A 19,837-nucleotide genomic window follows, 5' to 3' on the forward strand; every position below is an offset into this window, starting at 1 on the left:
ATGGGCGGGGCAAGTGGATGCTGCGCCGGCTGCTGGCGAGGCGTCCCGCAGGGCGCCGTCACCGCCCCGAAAACCGGTTTCGGCGCCCCCCTGGGCGTCTGGCTGCGCGGCCCCTTGCGCGACTGGGCGGCCGGCCTGCTGGACGCCGCGCCGCAGGACGGCCTGATCCAGGCGCCGGTGGCGGCCGCCCTGTGGCGGCAGCACCTGTCCGGCCGCCACGACCATACCGGCCGGCTGTGGACCGTGCTGTCCTACCTGTCGTGGAAGGCGACGGTCGCGCATTCGGACTGAGCGGCCGTCTTCCCGGCGTGTCACAATCCACAAATCATTCCCAAAAATGGAACCAAGCCCATGACCCATACCGTGAAGATCACGGCCGTGCTCATCGCCCGGCCGGGCAAGCTGGATGACCTGAAGGCCTTGCTGGCCGGCATGGTGGCACCCTCGCGGGCCGAGCCGGGCAATTTGCGCTGGGACATCTGGCAGGACCAGGCCGAGCCCAACCGCTTCGTGCTGGATGAGCTGTACGTGGACAACGACGCCATCGCCGCGCACCGCGCGACGGCCCATTTCCAGAACTATCTGTCGAAGATCAACGACGTGGCCGAGCGCACCGCCATGGTGTTGAACCCGGTCGAGGTCGCCTGACGGTTCAGGCCGGCGGCCCGCCCGCCCGATAGGCCTGGAACCATTCGACGAATCGCGCCACGCCCTCTTCCACCGGCGTGGCGGGGGCGTAGCCGATGTCCCGGGCCAGGTCGTCGATGTCGGCCCAGGTGGCGGGCACGTCGCCGGGCTGGATGGGCAGCAGGCGGATATCCGCTGCCATGCCCAGTTTCTCCTCCAGCAGGCGGACATAGCGCATCAGCTCCACCGGCCGGTCGCTGCCGACATTGTACAGGCGGTAGGGGGCGACGCCGCTGCTGGCCGGGTCGGGGGCGGTGCCGGTCCAGGCCGCGTCGACGGCCGGCGGCCGGTCCAGCAGGGCCAGGATGGCCGACACCACGTCATCGATGTAGGTGAAGTCACGCCGCATGCGCCCCTCGCCATACACCTCGATGGGCCGTCCCTCGACGATGGCCTGGGCGAACTTGTACAGCGCCATGTCCGGCCGCCCCCAGGGCCCGTAGACGGTGAACAGGCGCAGGCCGGTCACGGGGATGCGGAACAGGTGGCTGTAGGAATGGGCCATCAGCTCATTGGCGCGCTTGGTGGCGGCGTAGAGCGTCAGGGGATGGTCCGCACCCCCGTGCGGGCTGAAGGGCATGGCGGTGTTGGCGCCGTAGACCGAGCTGGTGGAGGCGTAGACCAGGTGGGCGCAGGCGACGGCCCGGCACCCCTCAAGCACATTGGCGAAACCCACCAGATTGCTGTCCACATAAGCCGCCGGATGCTCCAGGCTGTAGCGCACGCCGGCCTGGGCGGCCAGGTGCACCACCTGGCCGAAGCGGTGGGTGTCGAACAGGGCCGCCACCGCCGCGCGGTCGGCCAGGTCGATGCGCGCCTCGGTGAAGCCGGGCAGGGCCCGCAGGCGGGCCAGCCGCGCCTCCTTCAAGGCCACGTCGTAGTAGGGGGTCATGTTGTCCAGCCCCACCACCGCCCCGCCCCGTCGCAGCAAGGCCAGCGCCACGTGGTTGCCGATGAACCCGGCGCTGCCGGTGACCAGGACGGGGGACATCGTGGGGGGATTTCCTGGGGCCAAGATCTTGGAAGCGTTCGCGGACGGCCTTGCCTACCACGTCCGGGTGCATAGTGCGACAGTCGCTTGATGCCGCACCCCAAGGGTTAGGTCGGAACCGGCACGGACTTTGCGTTAATGGCATGTGTACAAAGGTCACAGGTGCCGCCATGGAAGACATCACCTACTACGACGCCGAGGAAATCCGCCGCAAACTGGAGCGCGCGGCCGATGAGCTGGACGCCGCCGGCGATCCCATTTTGGCTCGCAGATTGCGAGAAATTGTCGATTTGGATCGCGCCGGCGACGGCGTACCGGCCGTGCGCCTGCGCGACAACGGCCGCGCCCGGGGCTGGACGCCCATGGTGGTGATCGGCGGGGCTGCCCCCAGGAAGTAAGGTCCCGCGGCGGGGCCCGCTCAACTCGCCAGGGGCGTACGCTCCAGCACCGCGCGGCGGATGGCCACGGCCACCTCATGCAGGGCCTGGTCCTGGTCGGGCCACAGCGTGACCGGCCGGCCGTCGCGCGGCACCGCCAGCAGGTGGCGCAGCGGCGTGGACAGCCAGTCGCAGGCCCGTAGGATGACGGGGATCACCCGCGCCCGTCCCGCCCGATGACGGTCCACCGCGTGCTGCATCTCCCCATCATGGCAGGCGGGGGATGCCAGGAAATCCGGACTGACCAACAGCAGCACCACGTCGGCCTCGGCCAGGGCCGTGCCGATGCCGTCCTCCAGCGCGTCGCCGGCCAGCAGGCGCCGGTCGTGCCAGACGGCCACGCCCTGGCGCTTCAGGGGCGCCAGGTGCACCTCCAACCGGTCGCGCAGGGCTTCGTCGACGTGGGAATAGGACATGAACACGCGCACCACGGCAGGCCTCCGCCGATACCAGAACCAAGGATTTTCAGGGCGCTGGCGAATGCGGTCCCAACCGCGACGGGGCCGCCGGCCAGCGCGGCGCGCCGTTCCCCCGGGGCCAATATTGTTCCGCTTTTGTTCTCATGTCAACGCGGGCGCCTCGGCGCAAAAGGGGGCTCACCTTTGGCCAGGGCCGGCGCGTTTCCAAAAGAAAACGGCCGGGGACAGGCCCCGGCCGCTTCCGTACATGCGGTGCCGCGGAGATGTCAGGCCACCTCGGCGATCTCCCGCAGGCGGCGCGAACCGGCGGCCGCCTTGTGGTCCTTGGCCAGGAAGGTATAGACCGCCGGCAGGACGAACAGGGTGAATAGCGTACCGATGGACATGCCGGTCACCACCACCAGGCCGATGGAGAAGCGGCTGGCCGCGCCGGCGCCGGACGCGATCAGCAGGGGCAGCAGGCCCACCACCATGGCGGCGGTGGTCATCAGGATGGGGCGCAGGCGCACGCGGGCGGCGTGCAGGATGGCCTCCCGGCGGCCCAGCCCTTCCTTCACCTGCATCTCGTTGGCGAATTCCACCAGCAGGATGCCGTGCTTGGAGATCAGGCCGATCAGCGTCACCAGGCCCACCTGGGTGTAGATGTTGATCGAGGTGATGCCGATGAACAGCGGGATCAGCGCGCCGCAGATGGACATGGGCACGCTGACCATGATGACCAGCGGGTCGCGCAGGCTTTCGAACTGCGCGGCCAGCACCAGGAAGATGACGATCAGCGCGAAGCCGAAGGTCATGGCCAGCTGGTTGCCTTCCTCCACGAACTGCCGGGTCTGGCTGAGGTAGCTGTGGCTGTAGCCGGCCGGCAGCTGCTTCACCTGGTCTTCCAGGAAGGCCACCGCCTCGCCCATGGACACGCCCGGCATGGGCACGGCCTGGAAGGTGGCGGAGTTCATCTGGTTGTAGTGGGTCAGGGCGTTGGGGTCCGTGCCCTCTTCCAGGCGCAGGAAGGTGGACAGCGGCACCTGGTCGCCGGTGACGGAAGTGACGTAGAAGCGCGTCAGCTTGTCCGGCGTCAGGCGGTCGATGCGCGGCACCTGGGGGATGACCTCGTACGACCGGCCCTGCAGGTTGAAGCGGTTGACGTAGTTCTCACCCACCATCAGGGCCAGGGTGTCGCCGATGGAGGCCATGGTGACGCCCATCTCGTTGGCCTTGGACCGGTCGATGTGGATGCGCACCACGGGGGTGTTGTAGTCCAGGTCGCTGTCCACGATCAGGAACTTGTGGCTGGCGTTGGCGGCGGCCTTGATCTTCTCCATCGCCTCATAGATGGCGGGGAAGCCCTGGGTGCCGTTCAGCACCATCTGCACCGGCAGGCCGCCGGTGGTGCCGGGCAGGGGTGGCAGGTTGAACACCAGCGCCTTTTCGCCCGGAACCTGGTTGAACGCCGCCTGCAGCGCCGCCAGCGACTGCTGGATGGGCCGGTCGCGTTCGCTCCACGGCTTCAGCAGCACGCCGGCGATGCCCTGGCTGGTGCCGGAGGTGCCGCTGATCAGGAAGCGTTCCCGCCCCTCCGGCAGGGTGCCGCCGGCGGCGTCCAACTGCTGGGCATAGTGCTGGGTGTAGTCGATGTTGGCGTACTGCGGGCCCTTGAACAGGCTGAACAGGATGCCCTGGTCCTCTTCCGGGGCCAGTTCCGACCGGCCATGCAGGTAGAGGTAGGGGATGCTGGCCAGCACGACCACGGCGAACACCAGGACGACGGGACGGTAGTCCAGGGCCCGGGTCAGCCGCCGCTCATAGAAGTTGGCCAGGCCGTTGAAGGCGCGGTCGATGAAGCGGGAGAAGGCGGTGTGGTCGCCGCCCTTGGGCAGCAGCACCGACGCCATCATGGGCGACAGCGTCAGGGCCACCACGCCGGAGATGATGACCGAACCGGCCAGGGTGAAGGCGAACTCGCGGAACAGGGCGCCGGTGACGCCGCCCAGCAGGCCGATGGGGGCGTAGACCGCCGCCAGCGTGATCGTCATGGCGATGACGGGGCCGGCGATCTCGCGGGCGCCCACCAGGGCCGCCTGCACCGGCGTCTTGCCCTCCTCCAGGTGTCGGTAGACGTTCTCCACCACCACGATGGCGTCATCGACCACCAGGCCGATGGCCAGCACCATGGCCAGCAGGGTCAGCAGGTTCAGGCTGAATCCCGCCGCCAGCATCAGGCTGAAGGCGCCGATCAGCGACAGCGGGATGGTGATCACGGGGATCAGCACCGACCGCAGGGATCCGAGGAACAGGAAGATGACGACGATGACGATGCCGATGGCCTCGATCAGCGTGTGTTCCACCTCGCTGATCGAGGCGTTGATGAAGTTGGTGGCGTCGTAGGCCACTTTCATCTCGATGGCCGGCGGCAGGTTGCGCTGAATCTCCGGCAGGATCTTCTCGCGCACGTTCTGCACCATCTGCAGCGGGTTGCCCGTGGGCGTCACCTGAACGCCGATGAACACGGCGTTCAGGCCGCTGAACATGACGGCGCTGTTGGTGTTCTGGGCACCCAGCGAGATGGAGGCCACGTCCTCCAGCCGCACCAGCGCCCCGCCGGACGACTTGACCACCATGCGGCGGAAATCCTCGACGCTGGTCAGGTCGGTGTCGGCGGTGACGTTGGACACCGTGAACAGGCCTTTCACTTGGCCCGGCGCCGACTGCACGTTGTTGTTCTGCAGGGCGGTGGCGATGTCGCTGGCGGACACGCCGCGCGCCGCCATGCGCGCCGGGTCCAGCCACAGGCGCATGGCGAAGGTCTGGCCGCCCAGGATGTCGGCGGAGGCGACACCGTCGACCGTGGCGATCAGCGGCTGCACCACGCGGGTGAGATAGTCGGAGATGGCCGAGCCCGGCAGTTCCTTGGACGCGAAGCTCAGGTACATCACCGCCGTGGTGTCGCCCGTGGACTTGGTGATGACCGGGTCGTTCGCCTCTTTCGGAATCAGGTATTTGACCTGCTGCACCTTGGCGATGACGTCGGTCATGGCCTGGCTGGGGTCGTAGTTCAGCTTGACGTAGACCGTGACCGTGCTCTGTCCCTGGACGGAGTTGCTGGTCATGTAGTCGATGCCGTCGGCGCTGGCCACCGCCTGCTCGATGGGGGTGGTGATGAACCCCTGCATCAGGTCGGCCGTGGCGCCCGGGTAGACGGTGGTGATGCTGATGGTGGTGGACGACAGCTTGGGATACTGCCGGATGGGCAGGGTCGACAGCGACCGCAGGCCCAGCAGCAGGATCAGCAGGCTGACCACCAGCGCCAGCACCGGTCGTTTGATGAATAGATCGGTGAATTTCATGGTCGGGGGGTCCCCTGGAACCGGCCGCCGCTCAGGAGGAAGGGCGGCCGGTCCTGATTTTCAGGTCGATGTGGGGTATCAGGGACGCGGCGTCTGGGCCGGGGCGGGCGGGGGGCCCTGCTCCGACAGGCTCACGGCCGCGCCGTTATGCAGCTTGTTCTGGCCCACGGCCACCACCCGGTCGCCCGGGGTGACGCCGCTCAGCACCACGACCTTGCCGTCGGCGCGGTCACCGGTCTTCACGAAGACGCGGTCCACGTGCAGGGCCGGCTTGCCGTTGGCGTCGTTCACCGGCTTGCCGTCCTTGTCCGTCGTGGGACGGACGACATAGACGCTGTTGCCGTACAGCGAATAGTCGACGGCCGTTTCCGGCAGGGTGACCTGGTTGGGCGTGGCCGGCAGCACGACGGTGACGTTGCTGAACATGCCGGGCTGCAGGGCATGGTCCTTGTTGGGGATGGTGGCCTGCAGCTTCACCGTGCGGGTGTCGCTGCTGATCTGCGGGTCGATGGCGGTGATGGTGCCCTGGAACACGCGGCCGGGGAAGGCATCCACGGTCACGCGCACGGTCTGGCCGACGGCCACGCGGCCGCGCTCGCCTTCCGCCAGGGTGAAGTTGGCGTACAGCTCATCCAGGTCGGTCAGGGTGACGATGGCGTCGCCGGCCTTGACGTACTGGCCCACATCCACCTGACGCACGCCCAGCACGCCGTCGAACGGCGCCCGGACCAGCAGCTGGGCGATCAGGGCGTTGGTCTTGGCGATGTTGGCGTTGGCCTGGTCCAGGGCGGCGGCCTGCTGGTCCACCGTCTGCTGCGAGGTCGCCTGCTTGGCCACCAGGGCGCGGTAGCGGGCGAGATCCAGTTCCGCCACCTTGGCCTGGGCCTTATAATTGGCCAGGTCACCCTGCTGCGGCTTGTCGTTCAGCTGCAGCAGGGGCGTGCCGGCGCTGACGGTGGCGCCGGACTGGAACAGGATCTTGGTGACCGAACCGCCCACCTCGGGCGTCACCGTCACCTGATGCACGGCCTGCAGGCTGCCCACGGCGGGCAGCAGCTGGGGCACGTCCTCGGCCTGGGCCACGGCGGTGGCCACGGCCGCGGGCGGCGGCATCATGCTTTTCAGGAATTCGCCGATCATCTTCGGGCGGACGATGCGGTCATAGGCCACGAACAGGCCGCCGATGATGGCCAACGCGATAACCGTGAGGATCATGAACAGGGCGATGCGCGGCGGCCGCTGGCGGCCGTCCCGCCCCCGGTAGTCGGTGCGCGACAGTCCCGTCGGCGGCGCACCCGGTTTCGGCACGGTGGTCACGGTCGATTGGGATTCCATGGTCTTGGTCTCGCTCGGCGCAAAAGGCCCGGGTGCCGGCGGGACGATTCCGCCGGATGGGCGATGGTGTCGGTCTCGAAATCGCACACGCACGACAACACGCCGCCACGGATGGCCTCCGGGCGATGGCTGTCCACCGGATGCGAAGGGTAGATCCTTCCACGCCGTCTCACCCTGGGCGGACCCCGAGGGCAGGCGGCTACAGCCGGTGGCGGTGCGCTTTCCTAAACGATGGCCTGTCCCCGGCGATCCGATGCCCCCGCACCCGATCCGTCCGATCCCATGGGCCGTCATTATTGCGGCGCACTATGGGCGGGGCGCCATGCCACTGCCAGTGAGCGGTGTCACAACAAGGCACCCGCTTTTCGCAAAATCCGGAAAAATGCAATGATTGCTATATTCAGCTGAATTATCGGCGGCGCTGGGTATGCTTTATCCATCGGCGGCTTAATTATCCGCCCTTGGGGCTTTCGTGTCTCGCGGGATCAGGCGGTGCGCAGCCCATCGTCGCCCTCATCCCCCCACTGGCTCAGCGCCAGCAGGCAGTGGGCGGGCAGGGCGGACAGCACGTCGATGCGCCGCCGCAGATCCTGGAAGATGGCATCCACCAGCGCGTCCGGGTCGCTGGCCGCGTCCGGGTACAGGGCGGGGTCAGGGTCGGGCAGCGCCCAATGGGCGGTGACCGGCTGGCCCGGCCAGGCGCCGGCCATGCCCGTCGCCGCCAGCTCGCTGACGGTGATGACGATGTCCACCGCTGGCGCATCCGGCGTCATGAAGCGCTCCAGCGACTTGGGCGCCAGGCCATGGGTGGCGATGCCCTCCGCCCGCAGGCGGGCCAGGGCATAGGGGTTCAGCCGGCCGGCCGGCGTCAGGCCCGCGCTGTGCGCATCGAATCGGTGGCCGGCATGATGGCGCAGCAGCGCCTCCGCCATCATGCTGCGGCCGGCGTTCACCCGGCCGACGAACAGCACGCCGAGGCGCCGGTTCGCGATTCCCCGGATCGGGGTGGGCAAGCTCATGTCCGGCATCGGGCTGTCGGGCGGCATCATGGGACCTGACCATATGGGATGGGACAAGGGGCGGGTGCCGGCTTCAGCTGGCCGCGGCCCAACCCTCTTCGCTGTGCATCGCCGTCAGCGCCTCGGCCGTCAGGCGGGCCAGGCTCTGTTCCGGCAGGGAACAGAAGATGCGCACCCGGCGCTCGATCATGCCGAACAGCAGGTTGAACAGGGCGCGCTGCTCCACCTCGGACCCCTTGAACCCCTGCGGGTCGGGGAAGCCCCAGTGGGCGATCATGGGATGGCCGGGCCACGCGGGGGCGGTGGCGCCGGCGCTCGTGTCACAGGTGTGGAAGATGAAGTCCATAGGCGCCACGTCGGGGCCGGCGAACTCGTTCCACGACTTGGGGTGCAACCCTTCGGTGGGGATGCGGGCCTGCTTCAGCAGATCCAGGGCGATGGGATTGCATTCCGGCAGCGGGTCGGACCCGGCGCTGAACACCTCGAAATGGCCGCGGCCCCAATGGCGCATCAGGGCCTCGGCCATGATGCTGCGGGCGGAGTTGAACTGGCACAGAAACAGGACCCGGTAGACTTTCGTCATGTCGCCTCATTCCCCCTGAATGCCGGGGCTTTCCGCCCGGGCATGTCCCGGGTCGGAAACCGCAGCCGCGCACAGCCCGCCCCCCGGGCCGGCGCGTTTAACCGCATGCTAATCCCAGCGTATGCCAGTCTTGTGACGCTGGTGTTGCAGCCCGGCGAAAAGGGTTGGGTTCGGGGTTCCTCAGGCGCGGTAGCAGACGCGCAGGCCGCCCCACAGGCGCCCGCGCACCCAGATGGGGGCGGAGGCGTCCTTCATCAGGGCGTAGACGCCGCCGCCCATGTCGCGGCGGTAGGTCTGCAGCAGGAAGGGGGCGGTGCTGCGGCTGACGGCGCTGGCGGTCTTGTCCATGTAGACGCGACGGTTGCGGCCGTTGGCGGCGTTCCACACCGGGTCGGACCCGTGGGGCTTGCGGAACTGCGGGTTATGGCAAGGGATCAGGCGGTTGTGGTCGGTGGGCGCGCAGAAGACCATGCGCGGGTCCATGGCCAGGACGGGGTCGTGCAGGGGGGTGATGGCGGCGTCGAGGAAGGGGATGTAGCGTGTCATGAACTGCGGTGGGTTGCTGCCGGCGATGGGCTTCAGGTTGGTGTCGAACAGGTCGTCCAGCGTCAGCTCCCCCGCCGCCAGGGCCTGTTCCATGCGGGCGGAGATTTGCGCCGCCGCTTCGCGCGCCCGGTCGATGAAGGGCGTGTCCTCCGTCGGGTAGCCGGAGGTGGCGGTCAGCATCATGATGGCCTCCGCCCGTTCCAGCGTGCGGTCCAGGTGGGTGGTGGCCGTTTTCAGCGCCGTGCCGGACAGGGCCGCGTCGCGGTGCAGCGCGTCCACCGTCTCCTGGAAGCCGTCGCAGCGCTGGGCGATGTCGCCGGTGGCGCCGGCGATGGCGGTGGCGTTCTGCTCCACCTGGGCCACGGCCGTGCCCACCGTTTCCACCGCCTGGCCGATGGTGGCCGTGCTGCGGCCCACCCGTTCCGCCTGCTCCGACCCCGCCGCCATGCGGGCGGTCAGGCGACGCACCTGGTCGGTCAGGGCCTTCAGGGTGGCGTCGATCTCGGCCGTGGCCTCGGCCGTCTGGCGGGCCAGGGCCTTCACTTCCGTGGCGACGACGGCGAAGCCCTTGCCGGCTTCCCCGGCGCGCGCCGCCTCGATGGTGGCGTTCAGGGCCAGCAGATTGGTCTGGGCCGCAATGCGGTTGATGTCGCTGGACACCCGGGCCACGCGGCCCATGGCGCCTTCCAGCCCGCCCAATTCGTTCGCGCTGGCGTTCACCGCCGCGACCAGGTCGCCGATGGCGGACAGCGACTGGCGGATTTCCCCCGCCGAGGCGCCGATGTCCCGCCGGGCTGCGGCGGCGACGCCCTGGGTCGCCTGCGCCATGCCGGCGATGGCGCGGTTGCTGGCGACGATGTCGCGCGTTGCCGTCTGGATGCCGGCCAGCTGCTTGCCCTGGCTGTCGATGGCGCTGTCCACCTGATGGATGCTGCCGACCACGTCGGCGATGTCGACGCTCAGGTGCCCGATCTCGGTTGCGATGTCGGCGATCAGCGTACCGGCGTCGGCGCGCAGCGGTGTCGATTGGTGGGTGTCCACGGCCATATCCTCTCCCCAGGATCAGGAGGGCACTCTGGAGCCCATCCCGTAAAGAAAACGCAAACGTCCTGCCCGAACAGGGTGACCATTTAGGATAGGATTATCACGGTGGGGGCGCCCTCATCCTTTGGTTGATCACATGGCGCAGTGGGGAAGGGATTTTTTCTCCAGAGCTGACTTGTAATATCGGAACATTCGACCAGATATGCAGTCGCAGCGATCCAGGGCAGTGTATTTTCGCATTTGCGGAAGGGCGTGGGAAACCGCCATTCTCCGCGGCTTAAAGCGATGTTTTCCGGTGTGTCAGGAAAGAGGGTATAGCGAGGATGAGCGCGTTTCTGTCCGGCAAGGTCACCCATGTCCATCATTGGACTGACAACCTGTTCAGCTTCCGGCTGACCCGCGACCCGTCCTTCCGTTTCCGCAACGGCGAATTCACCATGGTTGGCCTGGAAGTGGATGGCCGCCCGCTGATGCGCGCCTATTCCATGGCCAGCACCAACTATGAGGAACATCTGGAATTCTTCAGCATCAAGGTGCCGAACGGTCCGCTGACCTCCCGCCTGCAGCACATCCAGGAGGGGGACGAGGTGCTGTACGGCCGTAAGGCCACCGGCACCCTGCTGCTGGACAACCTGCTGCCCGGCCGCACCCTGTACATGCTGGGTTCCGGCACCGGCCTCGCCCCGTTCATGAGCCTGATGAAGGACCCGGACGTCTACGAGCGGTTCGAAAAGGTGGTGGTCACCCACACCGTGCGCCGCGTGGCCGAGCTGGCCTACTACGATGACATCACCAAGCACCTGCCGGAAGACGAGTTCATCGGCGAGATGCTGCGCGAAAAGCTGGTCTATTACCCGACCGTGACGCGTGAGCCCTTCCGCACGGAGGGCCGCCTGACCGACCTGATCCGCAACGGCAAGTTCTTCAACGACATCGGTGAGAAGCCGTTCGACCCGGCCCAGGACCGCGTCATGATCTGCGGCGGTCCGGCCGTGCTGAAGGAACTGCAGGACCTGTGCGAAGAGGCGGGCATGAGCGAAGGCAGCTCCAACGAGCCCGGCCACTACGTGATCGAAAAGGCCTTCGTGGAGCGCTGATCCAGCGCTTCCCGCCGGTATGTTTGCGGCCGCGCCCTTACCCGGGGCGCGGCCGTTCGTGTGTCAGAGTTCCGGAATCGCCCGCCACTCATCCTCGCCGATGACGATGTAGCGGGTCACGGCCTGGCTGTCCCAGTGATAGCGTAGGGTGCGCGCCTGCAGGATGGGCGGGGTGATCAGGTCGGGGTAGTAGAGGGCGGCGGCCAAGCCCTGGGGCCAGCGCACGCTGGGATACAGCACGCCGTCGCTGCCCTGGGCCTTCAACCGCCTGCCCAGCGCCTGGCCCGCCGTCCAGTTGTCGGGCGCGAGGCAGTCCCGGAAGGCCTCGCCGCGCACGTCGTGAAGGCTGCCGGCCACGCGGGCGGTCAGCTCGCGGAACTGGGCGTCGGCCGTCGGCTCATCCGTCATGCGCATGAAGCGGCCGAAGTGATGGACGGTTTCCATCAGCGCCACCTCGAACCGGTCGCCGCAGTACCACACGCCAAAGCCGCCGTCGGAAAAGCGGCTGGGCCGGTCGGTGGAGGTGTGGGTGAAGGCGCCCATGGCCAGGCTGGCCCCGGGGCCGGACAGGCGGCGCGCCGCCGGCACCAGCGACAGGTCGCCCACCTCATCCCGCACGCGCGGATTGGTCTTGGCTTCCGCGCTGGCGATCAGATCCCAGTCGGCCGGGTCGGCGATATCCTCGAACAGCCAGACGGGCGGGTAGATGGTGCGGACGATGCGGTAGGCCGGGCGCCAATCCAGGGCCGTGACCGGCGGATCGGCGGGCGGCGTCACCACCCGCCGCGCTCCGCATCCAGATAGTTGCGCACGGCGGTCAGGTCGGATGGGGCGCCGGCCAGCATGCGCTGCAGCGCCGATTTGCCGTGGAAGGCGGCGTTGGGCTTGGCCACCCAGGCGTAGGCGCGCTCCGGCTCCATGAACAAATAACGCAGGGCCTTATGGATGCCCATCAGATCGCCTAGGCGCCACAGCAGGTCCGACGGCAGGCCGCCGATATCGCCCCGCTTCCAGCGGTAGAAGGTGGACGGGCTGGGCTGGCCCAACAGCACGCGGGCCTGGCCGTCGTCCACACCCCACAGGCGGAACAGGTTGAAGGCGGCGCGCAGCATGGCCGCCCCCTCAGCCTGGGTGACGGCGCCGGGGACGACCGTGTCGGGGACGCTGGCGGGCAGGGCCTGGACCATGGCACGCTCCTCTCTACCATATGACAGTCAATATAGCGCTGACTGCCAATTGGCACAAGAAGTGAACCTCGCGGCCTGTTCCCTCAGTCGCGGTAGCTCAGCCACACCGTGTCGGCCACCCGCTTGGCCAGGGCGCGCGCCTCGTCCGCCGTCGCGCCCTCGGCCAAGGCCACGCCCATGCGGCGGTAGGGGCGGGTGGTGGGCTTGTTGAAGATGCGCACCTCCACGTCATGCTCGGCCGTGCCCAGGGCCAGGGCGTCGGCCAGGCCTTCCACGCCGAAATGGCTGGAGTCCTGGCTGGCCAGGATGACGGCGCTGGCGGTAGGGCCGCGCAGGGTGATGCGGGGAATGGGCAGGCCCAGGATGGCGCGGGCGTGCAGGTCGAATTCCGACAGGTTCTGCGACATCAGCGTCACCATGCCGGTGTCGTGCGGGCGGGGTGACAGCTCGCTGAACACCACGTCGTCGCCGGCCACGAAGAACTCCACCCCGAACAGGCCGTAGCCGCCCAGGTTGTCCACCACCTTCTCCGCCATGTCGCGGGCGGCGGCCAGGGCCTTGGCGTCCATGGGCACGGGCTGCCATGATTCCTGGTAGTCGCCACGTTCCTGACGGTGGCCGATGGGCTCGCAGAACACCACGCCGTCCCGCGTGCGCACGGTCAGCAGGGTGATCTCATAATCGAAGGCGATGAACTCCTCGACGATCACTTTGCGGCGGTCGCCGCGCATGTTGGCCACGGCGTAGTTCCACGCGGCCTCCAGCTCGTCCGCCGTGCGCACCGTGCTCTGTCCCTTGCCGGAGGAGGACATGACCGGCTTGATCACGCAGGGCAGGCCGGTGTGCGCCGCCCCCGCCCGAACCTCTTCCAAGCTTTCGGCATAGCGGTAGCGCGAGGTGCGCAAGCCCAGCTCCGTGGCGGCGACCTCGCGGATGCGGTCCCGGTTCATGGTCATGTAGGTGGCGCGCGCCGATGGCACCACGGTGTGGCCGGCGGCCTCCATCTCCTGCAGCACCTCGGTGCGGATGGCCTCCACCTCCGGCACGATATAGTCCGGCTTATGGCGCAGGATGGCGGCCTTCAGCGCCTCGCCATCCAGCATGGAGAACACCTCGAACTCGTCGGCCACCTGCATGGCCGGCGCGCCGGCATAGGCGTCGCAGGCCACGACGTGGGCGCCGTAGCGCTTGGCGGAGATGACGAACTCCCGGCCCAGCTCGCCCGAGCCCAGCAGCAGGATTTTGGCGGTCGCGGTCATGATGGCGGCGGTTCCGGCTTAGAAGTATCGGGAAAGGTTGCGGCGGATGCGGGCCAGCACCCCGTCCGGGTCGCGGGCGGGCACATAGGTCTCGCCCGTGATCATCTCATAGGCCTGGATGTAGATGGCCGCCGCCTGCAGCACCACGTCGCCCGGGATCTCCGGCACGTCGTCGGTGTAGGGGTCGCAGCGCGCCACCACCCAGCTGCGCACGAAGTCCTTGTCGAAGCTTTCCGGCCGCTCCCCCGCCTCGAACTTGGCCGGGTAGGTCTCGGCGAACCAGTAGCGGCTGCTGTCCGGCGTGTGGATCTCGTCGGCCAGGATGATGTTGCCGTCCTGGTCCAGGCCGAACTCGTACTTCGTGTCCACCAGGATCAGGCCGCGCTTGGCCGCCAGTTCCCGGCCGCGGGCGAACAGGGCCAGGGCCTTGTGCGACAGCTCCTCCCACTGGGCGGCGGTCAGCAGCTTGCGTTCCACGATCTCCCCCGGCGTCAGCGGCTCGTCATGGCCGCCGTCGAAGGCCTTGCTGGTGGGGGTGATGATGGTCTGGGGCAGCTTCTGGTTGGGGCGCAGGCCGTCCGGCAGGGTCACGCCGTACATCGTGCGCTCCCCCTTCTTATACATGGACAGGATGGAGGTGGAGGTGGTGCCGGCCAGATAGTCGCGCACCACCACCTCGACCGGCAGGATGTCCAGGCGCTTGGCCACCACCACGTTGGGATCGGGATAGTCGATCACATGGTTGGGGCACAGGTCCCGGGTGGCCTCGAACCAATAGCGCGCCGTCTGCGTCAGCACGGCCCCCTTGTGCGGCACCGCCGTCAGGATGCGGTCGAAGGCGCTGAGCCGGTCGGAGGCGATGATGATGCGGCGCCCATCGGCCAAATCATAATTGTCGCGCACCTTGCCCCGGTAATGCTTGGGCAGCTCCGGGATGGTCGCGTCATCGAGGACGTTGGCGGGGGCGAGATCGGAAGGGCTGAGGTCCACCGGGCACCTGATGGGTTGCGACGCGCCCCCGGGACTGGCTGCCGGGGCGCGGGGTTGGAATCGCGCGCGATCCTAGTGCGGTCGCGTCCGTTTGACCACTGCGCGGACGGCGGGGGCGCATCCCGCCGCAGGGTCATCTCGGGGGGCTCAGCCCTGTGACAATTCCTCTCTCCGCCCGTGTCTGCATATCGTGACAGCGCGCCGGGTTATTGTGGTGGCCTCGGGTCCGGACCACAGCGCCGGCTGTCATCGCGCCGTCATCCTGCGACCTTCTGTCTTTTGCTGCACCTGCGCTTTCCCGTTGACGCACCGGGGTAGGCGGGTTAGAACCGAGTTACGTTATACTATAACATAACGAAAACTTGGCAGTTCGGGCCTGCCTCCAGCCCACCCAGCCGCTCTCGCCGGCCGCGCCCACTCTTGGGTGCGGCAACGGGGGCGGTTGGCCTGGGCCCAAGGGGGCGGCATGAAGGGAACAGGGGTCGCTCCGCGCTGGGGCGGCCTTCATGAAAGGTGGGAAGGTATGGCTTTCAAGGTGGGGCGCGCCGGGGTGATGGGCGCCATTCTGTTGGGTTCGGTCAGCACGGTGGCCCTGGCGGCGGACAACCCCGCCGGTGACGCGGCGGCGGAGCCGGCCGGCGCCAACGGTCAGCTGGGCAACAGTTCCGCCAGCGGCCCGGTGCCGGAGATCGTCATCACCGCCAAGCGCCTGCTGGACGCGCGCAACAGCATCCAGCCCGACCTGGGCGCCTCCACCTACAAGCTGGACGAAAGCGCGCTGGAGGCGCAGCCCGGCGGTGTGAACAACGGCCTGAACCAGGTGATCCTGCAGGCGCCGGGTGTGGCGCAGGACAGCTTCGGCCAGCTGCACATCCGGGGTGAGCACGCCAACGTCCAGTACCGCATCAACGGCGTCATCCTGCCCGAGGGCATCAGCGGCTTCGGCCAGACGCTCAGCCCCCGCTTCGCCCACAGCGTCAGCCTGGTGACCGGCGCCCTGCCGGCGCAGTACGGCCTGCGCACCGCCGGCATCATCGACATCCAGACCAAGTCCGGCGCCTTCGACAACGGCGGCGACATCAGCGTCTACGGCGGCAGCTACGACACGCTGCAGACCAGCTTCGACATCTCCGGCTCCTCGGGCAATCTGAACTACTTCGCTTCCGGCGATTTCAAGACCAGTGGCGTGGGCATCGAGAGCCCCGACGGCAGCGGCAAGCCCAACCATGACCGCACGGAAAACGGCCGCGGCTTCGTCTTCCTGCAGGATATCCTGGATCCCGACACCCAGGTCAGCCTGATGGCGGGGACGGAGCGCGGGCAGTTCCAGATCCCCACCCGCTCCGGCCAGTCGCCCAGCCTGGGCTACACCTTCAACGGCCAGACCGACTACCCCAGCGACAGGATCGACGAGGACCAGCGGGAAATCACCCACTACGCCGCCGCGACATACCTGAAGGCGCTGGATGCGGTGACCATCCAGTCCTCCGTCTACGGCCGCTATTCCAGCCTATGGTTCAAGCCCGACCCCGTGCCGGACCTGCTGTACAACGGCATCTCGCAGGAAGCCTACCGCCGCTCCATCGCCGGCGGCTGGCAGACGGACGGCAGTTGGGTGGTCAACGACCACCACACCTTGCGGGCCGGCCTGCTGCTGCAGGTCGAGCGTTCGTCCGGCATCACCAATTCCCAGGTGTTCCCGGTGGATGACGACGGCAACCAGATCGGCAGTACCCCCACCAGCGTGCGCGACACCTTCGGCAAGACCGGCTACAGCGAGAGCGTCTACATCCAGGACGAATGGAAGTTCGCGCCGGACTGGACCTTGAACGTCGGCGGCCGCTTCGACAGCTTCCAGCAATTCGACAGCGAAAGCCAGTTCAGCCCGCGCGTGAACCTGGTGTGGCAGGCGACGGCCAAGACGACGGTGCACGCCGGCTATTCCCGCTACTTCACCCCGCCGCCGTTCGAGCTGGTGTCCAACACGGCCGTCGCCAAGTACGCCGGCACCAGCGCCGCCGCCGCCAGCACCGTCAACGACGCCCCCAAGGCCGAACGCGCCAACTATTTCGACGTCGGCATCGAACAGAAGCTGACCGACGCCCTGACCGTGGGCCTGGATGGCTATTACAAGAAGTCCAAGAACATGCTGGATGAGGGCCAGTTCGGCGCCCCCATCATCCTGACGCCTTTCAACTATGACGAAGGCACGCAGAAGGGTGTCGAGCTGTCGCTGACCTACGCGGTCGACAACTTCCAGTCCTACGCCAACTTCGCGGTGTCGAAGGCGGAGGGCAAGAAGATCGTCTCCAGCCAGTTCAGCTTCAGCCAGGACGACCTGGACTACATTTCCAACCACTTCATCCCGGTGGACCATGACCAGCGCTTCACCGCGTCGGCCGGCGCCAGCTACCGCATCGACAGGACGCTGCTGACCACCGACCTGATCTACGGCTCCGGCCTGCGGGCCGACGGCGCCACGCCCAACGGCGCCGCCTTGCCGGGTTATGTCCAGGTCAATTTGGGTGTGGTCCAGACCCTGAACCTGCCGACCGTGGGCCTGATGGACGTGCGCTTCGACGTCATCAACCTGTTTGATGAGAAATATGAGATCCGCGACGGAACGGGGGTCGGCGTGGGCGCCCCGCAATACGGCCCGCGCCGCGGCTTCTACTTCGGCGTGACCAAGACCTTCTGATCCCGTGACCGCTCCGGGCGTCCCCGCCCGGGTCGGCCTCACGGGACGGAAGCCCCGGGGCCCCCTCGACACCTCGGGAACACTTTGGTCGGACGAAAGGTGACAGCCTTGCCCTCTGACGGCGGGCCCGGGAAGGACAGCCCTCCCGGGCCTGCTTCATTTTAAAAAGTATCAAATTATATGATGTGGCGATGCCTGTGGCGGGCATCCCGCGAACCTTGTATCAAGGCGCCTGGCGGTTGAGCGCCCGTGGATGCCTGCGCAGGGTGGCCGGCGGGACGGGCCCGCGCGGGAATAGGGTTACGGGCATGAGCATCAGCGTCTTCGAACTGTTCAAGGTGGGCGTCGGCCCCTCCAGCTCCCACACCATGGGGCCCATGACGGCGGCTTGCCGCTTCGTCCGGCGCCTGGCCGGGGGCGGGCGGCTGGACGCCGTGGCGCGGGTGGAGGTGCAGCTCTACGGATCCCTGGCGCTGACCGGCCGGGGCCACGCCACCGACACCGCCGCCCTCATCGGCTTGACCGGCCAGATGCCGGCCGACGCCGATCCCGACGCCTGCGCCGCCTTGGTCGCCCGCGTGCTGACCAGCCGGCGTTTGCCGCTGAATGGTCCGGACGGCCATGAGATCGACTTCGACGCCGAGCGTGACATCCGCTGGGAAGGCGGCAGCCAGCTGCCCTTCCACCCCAACGCCATCACCTTCGTGGCCTTCGACGCCGTGGGGGCGGAGCTGGCGCGCGGCACCTATTACTCCGTCGGCGGTGGCTTCGTGCTGGATGAGGATGAGGCGCGGGCCAACGCCCCGGCCAATCCCGGCCCGGCCGTACCCTATGATTTCGCCAACGCCGACCAACTGCTGGACATGGCGGCCAAGGCCGGCCTGACCATCGCCGAGCTGATGCGCGAGAATGAGCGCGCGGGCCGCACGGACGCGGAGATCGACCAGGGACTGGACCGCATCCTGGCCACCATGGACGCCTGCATCGATCGTGGCATGCGCGAGACCGGCATCCTGCCCGGCGGGCTGGACGTTCCGCGCCGCGCCGCCAAGATCCACGCCCAGCTGCTGCAGCGGCAGGAACGCATGCTGCGCGATCCGCTGTCGGTCATGGACTGGGTGAACCTGTGGGCCTTGGCGGTGAATGAGGAGAACGCGGCCGGCGGCAAGGTCGTGACCTCCCCCACCAACGGGGCCGCTGGCATCATCCCATCGGTCCTGCGCTATTACGAGCGCTTCCATGATCCCGACCGCCGCCGCCTGCACATCTTCCTGCTGACCGCCGCCGCTATCGGCGGCCTGTACAAGCGCAACGCCAGCATCTCCGCGGCCGAGGTGGGCTGCCAGGGTGAGGTGGGGGTGGCCTGCTCCATGGCCGCCGCCGGGCTGACCGCCGCCATGGGTGGCACCAACGCCCAGATCGAGAACGCGGCCGAGATCGGCATGGAGCACAACCTGGGCCTGACCTGCGACCCCATCAAGGGCCTGGTGCAGATCCCCTGCATCGAGCGCAACGCCATGGGCGCGATCAAGGCCATCGACGCCGCCCGCCTGGCCCTGATGGGCGACGGCACCCACAAGGTCAGCCTGGACCGGGTGATCGAGACCATGCGGCGCACCGGCGCCGACATGAAGGACCTGTACAAGGAGACTTCGCTGGGTGGCTTGGCGGTGAACCTGCCCGAATGCTGATCCTGCGCCCCGAGACCGCCACCGACGCCCCCGCCATCCGCGCCCTGACCGACGCCGCCTTCAAGGACGCGCCTCATAGCGGGGGAACCGAGGCCGCTATCGTCGACGCCTTACGGAATGCCGGCGCCCTGACGGTGTCGTTGGTGGCGGTGCAGGAGGGGGTCATCGTCGGCCACGTGGCGTTTTCCCCCGTCACCATAGACGGCCGCTCGGGGGGCTGGTTTGGGCTGGGGCCCGTCTCGGTGGAATCCATCCGCCAGCGGCGCGGTATCGGCGGCGCGCTCATTCGCGAAGGCCTGCGCCGCCTGGTGGCCATGGGGGCTGAAGGCTGCGTCGTGCTGGGTGAGCCCGCCTATTATAGCCGTTTCGGCTTCGTCGCCGACAGCCGGCTGCGTTATCCCGGCGTGCCGCCGGAATACTTCCAACGGCTGGCCTTCACCGGTACCGGTCCTGCCGGTACCGATCCTGAGGGTGAGGTCGCCTATCACCCGGGCTTCGGTGCCGGCGCCTGAA

18 protein-coding genes are annotated in these 19,837 nt (G+C 68.0%); 7 read left to right on the top strand and 11 right to left on the bottom strand.

What is annotated here, in order from left to right; genetic code table 11:
• Together UAA55_RS03915 and UAA55_RS03920 are read left to right on the top strand one after the other, a co-directional pair.
• Complete coding sequence (locus UAA55_RS03915) at positions 1-291, top strand: asparagine synthase-related protein (RefSeq protein WP_322951351.1); 291 nt, start codon at positions 1-3, stop codon at positions 289-291.
• Between the two features lie 60 nt (positions 292-351).
• Positions 352-648, top strand: coding sequence for a putative quinol monooxygenase (locus tag UAA55_RS03920; RefSeq protein WP_322951352.1), 297 nt, complete (start codon positions 352-354; stop codon positions 646-648).
• Positions 649-652: 4 nt separating this feature from the next.
• Here the strand turns inward: UAA55_RS03920 and UAA55_RS03925 are convergent, their stop codons facing one another.
• Entirely contained in the window at positions 653-1,678 is a 1,026-nt protein-coding gene (locus UAA55_RS03925; protein WP_322951353.1) for an NAD-dependent epimerase, read from the bottom strand.
• Positions 1,679-1,848: 170 nt separating this feature from the next.
• Between UAA55_RS03925 and UAA55_RS03930 the strand changes: the two genes are divergently transcribed.
• Positions 1,849-2,076: a hypothetical protein gene (locus tag UAA55_RS03930; RefSeq protein ID WP_322951354.1), complete on the top strand. Its 228-nt coding sequence runs from the start codon at positions 1,849-1,851 to the stop codon at positions 2,074-2,076.
• Positions 2,077-2,096: 20 nt separating this feature from the next.
• On the opposite strand, the gene UAA55_RS03935 is transcribed toward UAA55_RS03930, so the two are convergent.
• The 6 genes from UAA55_RS03935 to UAA55_RS03960 form a co-directional block, all read right to left on the bottom strand.
• Positions 2,097-2,546, bottom strand: a complete 450-nt coding sequence (locus tag UAA55_RS03935) for a toll/interleukin-1 receptor domain-containing protein (RefSeq protein WP_322951355.1) — start codon at positions 2,544-2,546, stop codon at positions 2,097-2,099.
• 254 nt (positions 2,547-2,800) lie between these two features.
• Positions 2,801-5,875 carry a multidrug efflux RND transporter permease subunit gene (locus tag UAA55_RS03940; protein WP_322951356.1) on the bottom strand — a complete coding sequence of 1,025 codons (3,075 nt, stop codon included), beginning with the start codon at positions 5,873-5,875 and terminating at the stop codon, positions 2,801-2,803.
• Positions 5,876-5,953: 78 nt separating this feature from the next.
• Positions 5,954-7,210 (bottom strand): efflux RND transporter periplasmic adaptor subunit, encoded by a 1,257-nt coding sequence (locus UAA55_RS03945; protein WP_322951357.1) that lies wholly within the window; start codon positions 7,208-7,210, stop codon positions 5,954-5,956.
• Between the two features lie 485 nt (positions 7,211-7,695).
• Positions 7,696-8,229, bottom strand: coding sequence for an arsenate reductase/protein-tyrosine-phosphatase family protein (locus tag UAA55_RS03950; protein ID WP_322951358.1), 534 nt, complete (start codon positions 8,227-8,229; stop codon positions 7,696-7,698).
• A gap of 73 nt (positions 8,230-8,302) precedes the next feature.
• A complete protein-coding gene (locus tag UAA55_RS03955; RefSeq protein ID WP_322951359.1) occupies positions 8,303-8,812 on the bottom strand; it encodes an arsenate reductase ArsC in 510 nt (169 codons plus the stop codon).
• A 180-nt stretch (positions 8,813-8,992) separates the two neighbouring features.
• On the bottom strand, positions 8,993-10,405 hold the full coding sequence (locus UAA55_RS03960; RefSeq protein ID WP_322951360.1) for a methyl-accepting chemotaxis protein: 1,413 nt from the start codon (positions 10,403-10,405) through the stop codon (positions 8,993-8,995).
• A gap of 320 nt (positions 10,406-10,725) precedes the next feature.
• On the opposite strand from UAA55_RS03960, the gene UAA55_RS03965 reads away from it, so the two are divergent.
• Positions 10,726-11,499 (top strand): ferredoxin--NADP reductase, encoded by a 774-nt coding sequence (locus UAA55_RS03965; protein ID WP_322951361.1) that lies wholly within the window; start codon positions 10,726-10,728, stop codon positions 11,497-11,499.
• 63 nt (positions 11,500-11,562) lie between these two features.
• Here UAA55_RS03965 and UAA55_RS03970 read toward each other — a convergent pair whose 3' ends face one another.
• The 4 genes from UAA55_RS03970 to UAA55_RS03985 form a co-directional block, all read right to left on the bottom strand.
• The gene (locus UAA55_RS03970; protein WP_322951362.1) at positions 11,563-12,279 is read right to left on the bottom strand and encodes an RES family NAD+ phosphorylase; all 717 of its coding nucleotides are present in this window, start codon (positions 12,277-12,279) and stop codon (positions 11,563-11,565) included.
• Positions 12,273-12,686, bottom strand: coding sequence for an MbcA/ParS/Xre antitoxin family protein (locus UAA55_RS03975; RefSeq protein ID WP_322951363.1), 414 nt, complete (start codon positions 12,684-12,686; stop codon positions 12,273-12,275). The genes UAA55_RS03970 and UAA55_RS03975 overlap by 7 nt, the downstream gene beginning before the upstream one ends.
• Before the next feature lie 83 nt (positions 12,687-12,769).
• Positions 12,770-13,945: a formate-dependent phosphoribosylglycinamide formyltransferase gene (gene purT, locus UAA55_RS03980; RefSeq protein ID WP_322951364.1), complete on the bottom strand. Its 1,176-nt coding sequence runs from the start codon at positions 13,943-13,945 to the stop codon at positions 12,770-12,772.
• Positions 13,946-13,963: 18 nt separating this feature from the next.
• Positions 13,964-14,935 carry a phosphoribosylaminoimidazolesuccinocarboxamide synthase gene (locus UAA55_RS03985; protein WP_322951365.1) on the bottom strand — a complete coding sequence of 324 codons (972 nt, stop codon included), beginning with the start codon at positions 14,933-14,935 and terminating at the stop codon, positions 13,964-13,966.
• A 523-nt stretch (positions 14,936-15,458) separates the two neighbouring features.
• Here UAA55_RS03985 and UAA55_RS03990 point away from each other — a divergent pair.
• From UAA55_RS03990 to UAA55_RS04000, 3 genes are all read left to right on the top strand, one after another.
• Entirely contained in the window at positions 15,459-17,633 is a 2,175-nt protein-coding gene (locus UAA55_RS03990; protein ID WP_322951366.1) for a TonB-dependent receptor, read from the top strand.
• A 308-nt stretch (positions 17,634-17,941) separates the two neighbouring features.
• Positions 17,942-19,324, top strand: a complete 1,383-nt coding sequence (locus UAA55_RS03995; RefSeq protein ID WP_322951367.1) for an L-serine ammonia-lyase — start codon at positions 17,942-17,944, stop codon at positions 19,322-19,324.
• Positions 19,318-19,836: a GNAT family N-acetyltransferase gene (locus UAA55_RS04000; RefSeq protein WP_322951368.1), complete on the top strand. Its 519-nt coding sequence runs from the start codon at positions 19,318-19,320 to the stop codon at positions 19,834-19,836. Before UAA55_RS03995 ends, UAA55_RS04000 begins: the two co-directional genes overlap by 7 nt.
• The last annotated feature ends 1 nt before the right edge of the window (position 19,837 follow it).

Source organism: Nitrospirillum guanabarense (assembly GCF_034653355.1).
Classification (GTDB): domain Bacteria; phylum Pseudomonadota; class Alphaproteobacteria; order Azospirillales; family Azospirillaceae; genus Nitrospirillum.

Bases quoted from the DNA above. Each gene is read 5' to 3' on its own strand.
- UAA55_RS03915 (WP_322951351.1), top strand. From the start codon at position 1: ATGGGCGGGGCAAGTGGATGCTGCGCCGGCTGCTGGCGAGGCGTCCCG.
- UAA55_RS03920 (WP_322951352.1), top strand. From the start codon at position 352: ATGACCCATACCGTGAAGATCACGGCCGTGCTCATCGCCCGGCCGGGC.
- UAA55_RS03925 (WP_322951353.1), bottom strand. From the start codon at position 1,678: ATGTCCCCCGTCCTGGTCACCGGCAGCGCCGGGTTCATCGGCAACCAC.
- UAA55_RS03930 (WP_322951354.1), top strand. From the start codon at position 1,849: ATGGAAGACATCACCTACTACGACGCCGAGGAAATCCGCCGCAAACTG.
- UAA55_RS03940 (WP_322951356.1), bottom strand. From the start codon at position 5,875: ATGAAATTCACCGATCTATTCATCAAACGACCGGTGCTGGCGCTGGTG.
- UAA55_RS03945 (WP_322951357.1), bottom strand. From the start codon at position 7,210: ATGGAATCCCAATCGACCGTGACCACCGTGCCGAAACCGGGTGCGCCG.
- UAA55_RS03950 (WP_322951358.1), bottom strand. From the start codon at position 8,229: ATGAGCTTGCCCACCCCGATCCGGGGAATCGCGAACCGGCGCCTCGGC.
- UAA55_RS03955 (WP_322951359.1), bottom strand. From the start codon at position 8,812: ATGACGAAAGTCTACCGGGTCCTGTTTCTGTGCCAGTTCAACTCCGCC.
- UAA55_RS03960 (WP_322951360.1), bottom strand. From the start codon at position 10,405: ATGGCCGTGGACACCCACCAATCGACACCGCTGCGCGCCGACGCCGGT.
- UAA55_RS03965 (WP_322951361.1), top strand. From the start codon at position 10,726: ATGAGCGCGTTTCTGTCCGGCAAGGTCACCCATGTCCATCATTGGACT.
- UAA55_RS03975 (WP_322951363.1), bottom strand. From the start codon at position 12,686: ATGGTCCAGGCCCTGCCCGCCAGCGTCCCCGACACGGTCGTCCCCGGC.
- purT (WP_322951364.1), bottom strand. From the start codon at position 13,945: ATGACCGCGACCGCCAAAATCCTGCTGCTGGGCTCGGGCGAGCTGGGC.
- UAA55_RS03990 (WP_322951366.1), top strand. From the start codon at position 15,459: ATGGCTTTCAAGGTGGGGCGCGCCGGGGTGATGGGCGCCATTCTGTTG.
- UAA55_RS03995 (WP_322951367.1), top strand. From the start codon at position 17,942: ATGAGCATCAGCGTCTTCGAACTGTTCAAGGTGGGCGTCGGCCCCTCC.
- UAA55_RS04000 (WP_322951368.1), top strand. From the start codon at position 19,318: ATGCTGATCCTGCGCCCCGAGACCGCCACCGACGCCCCCGCCATCCGC.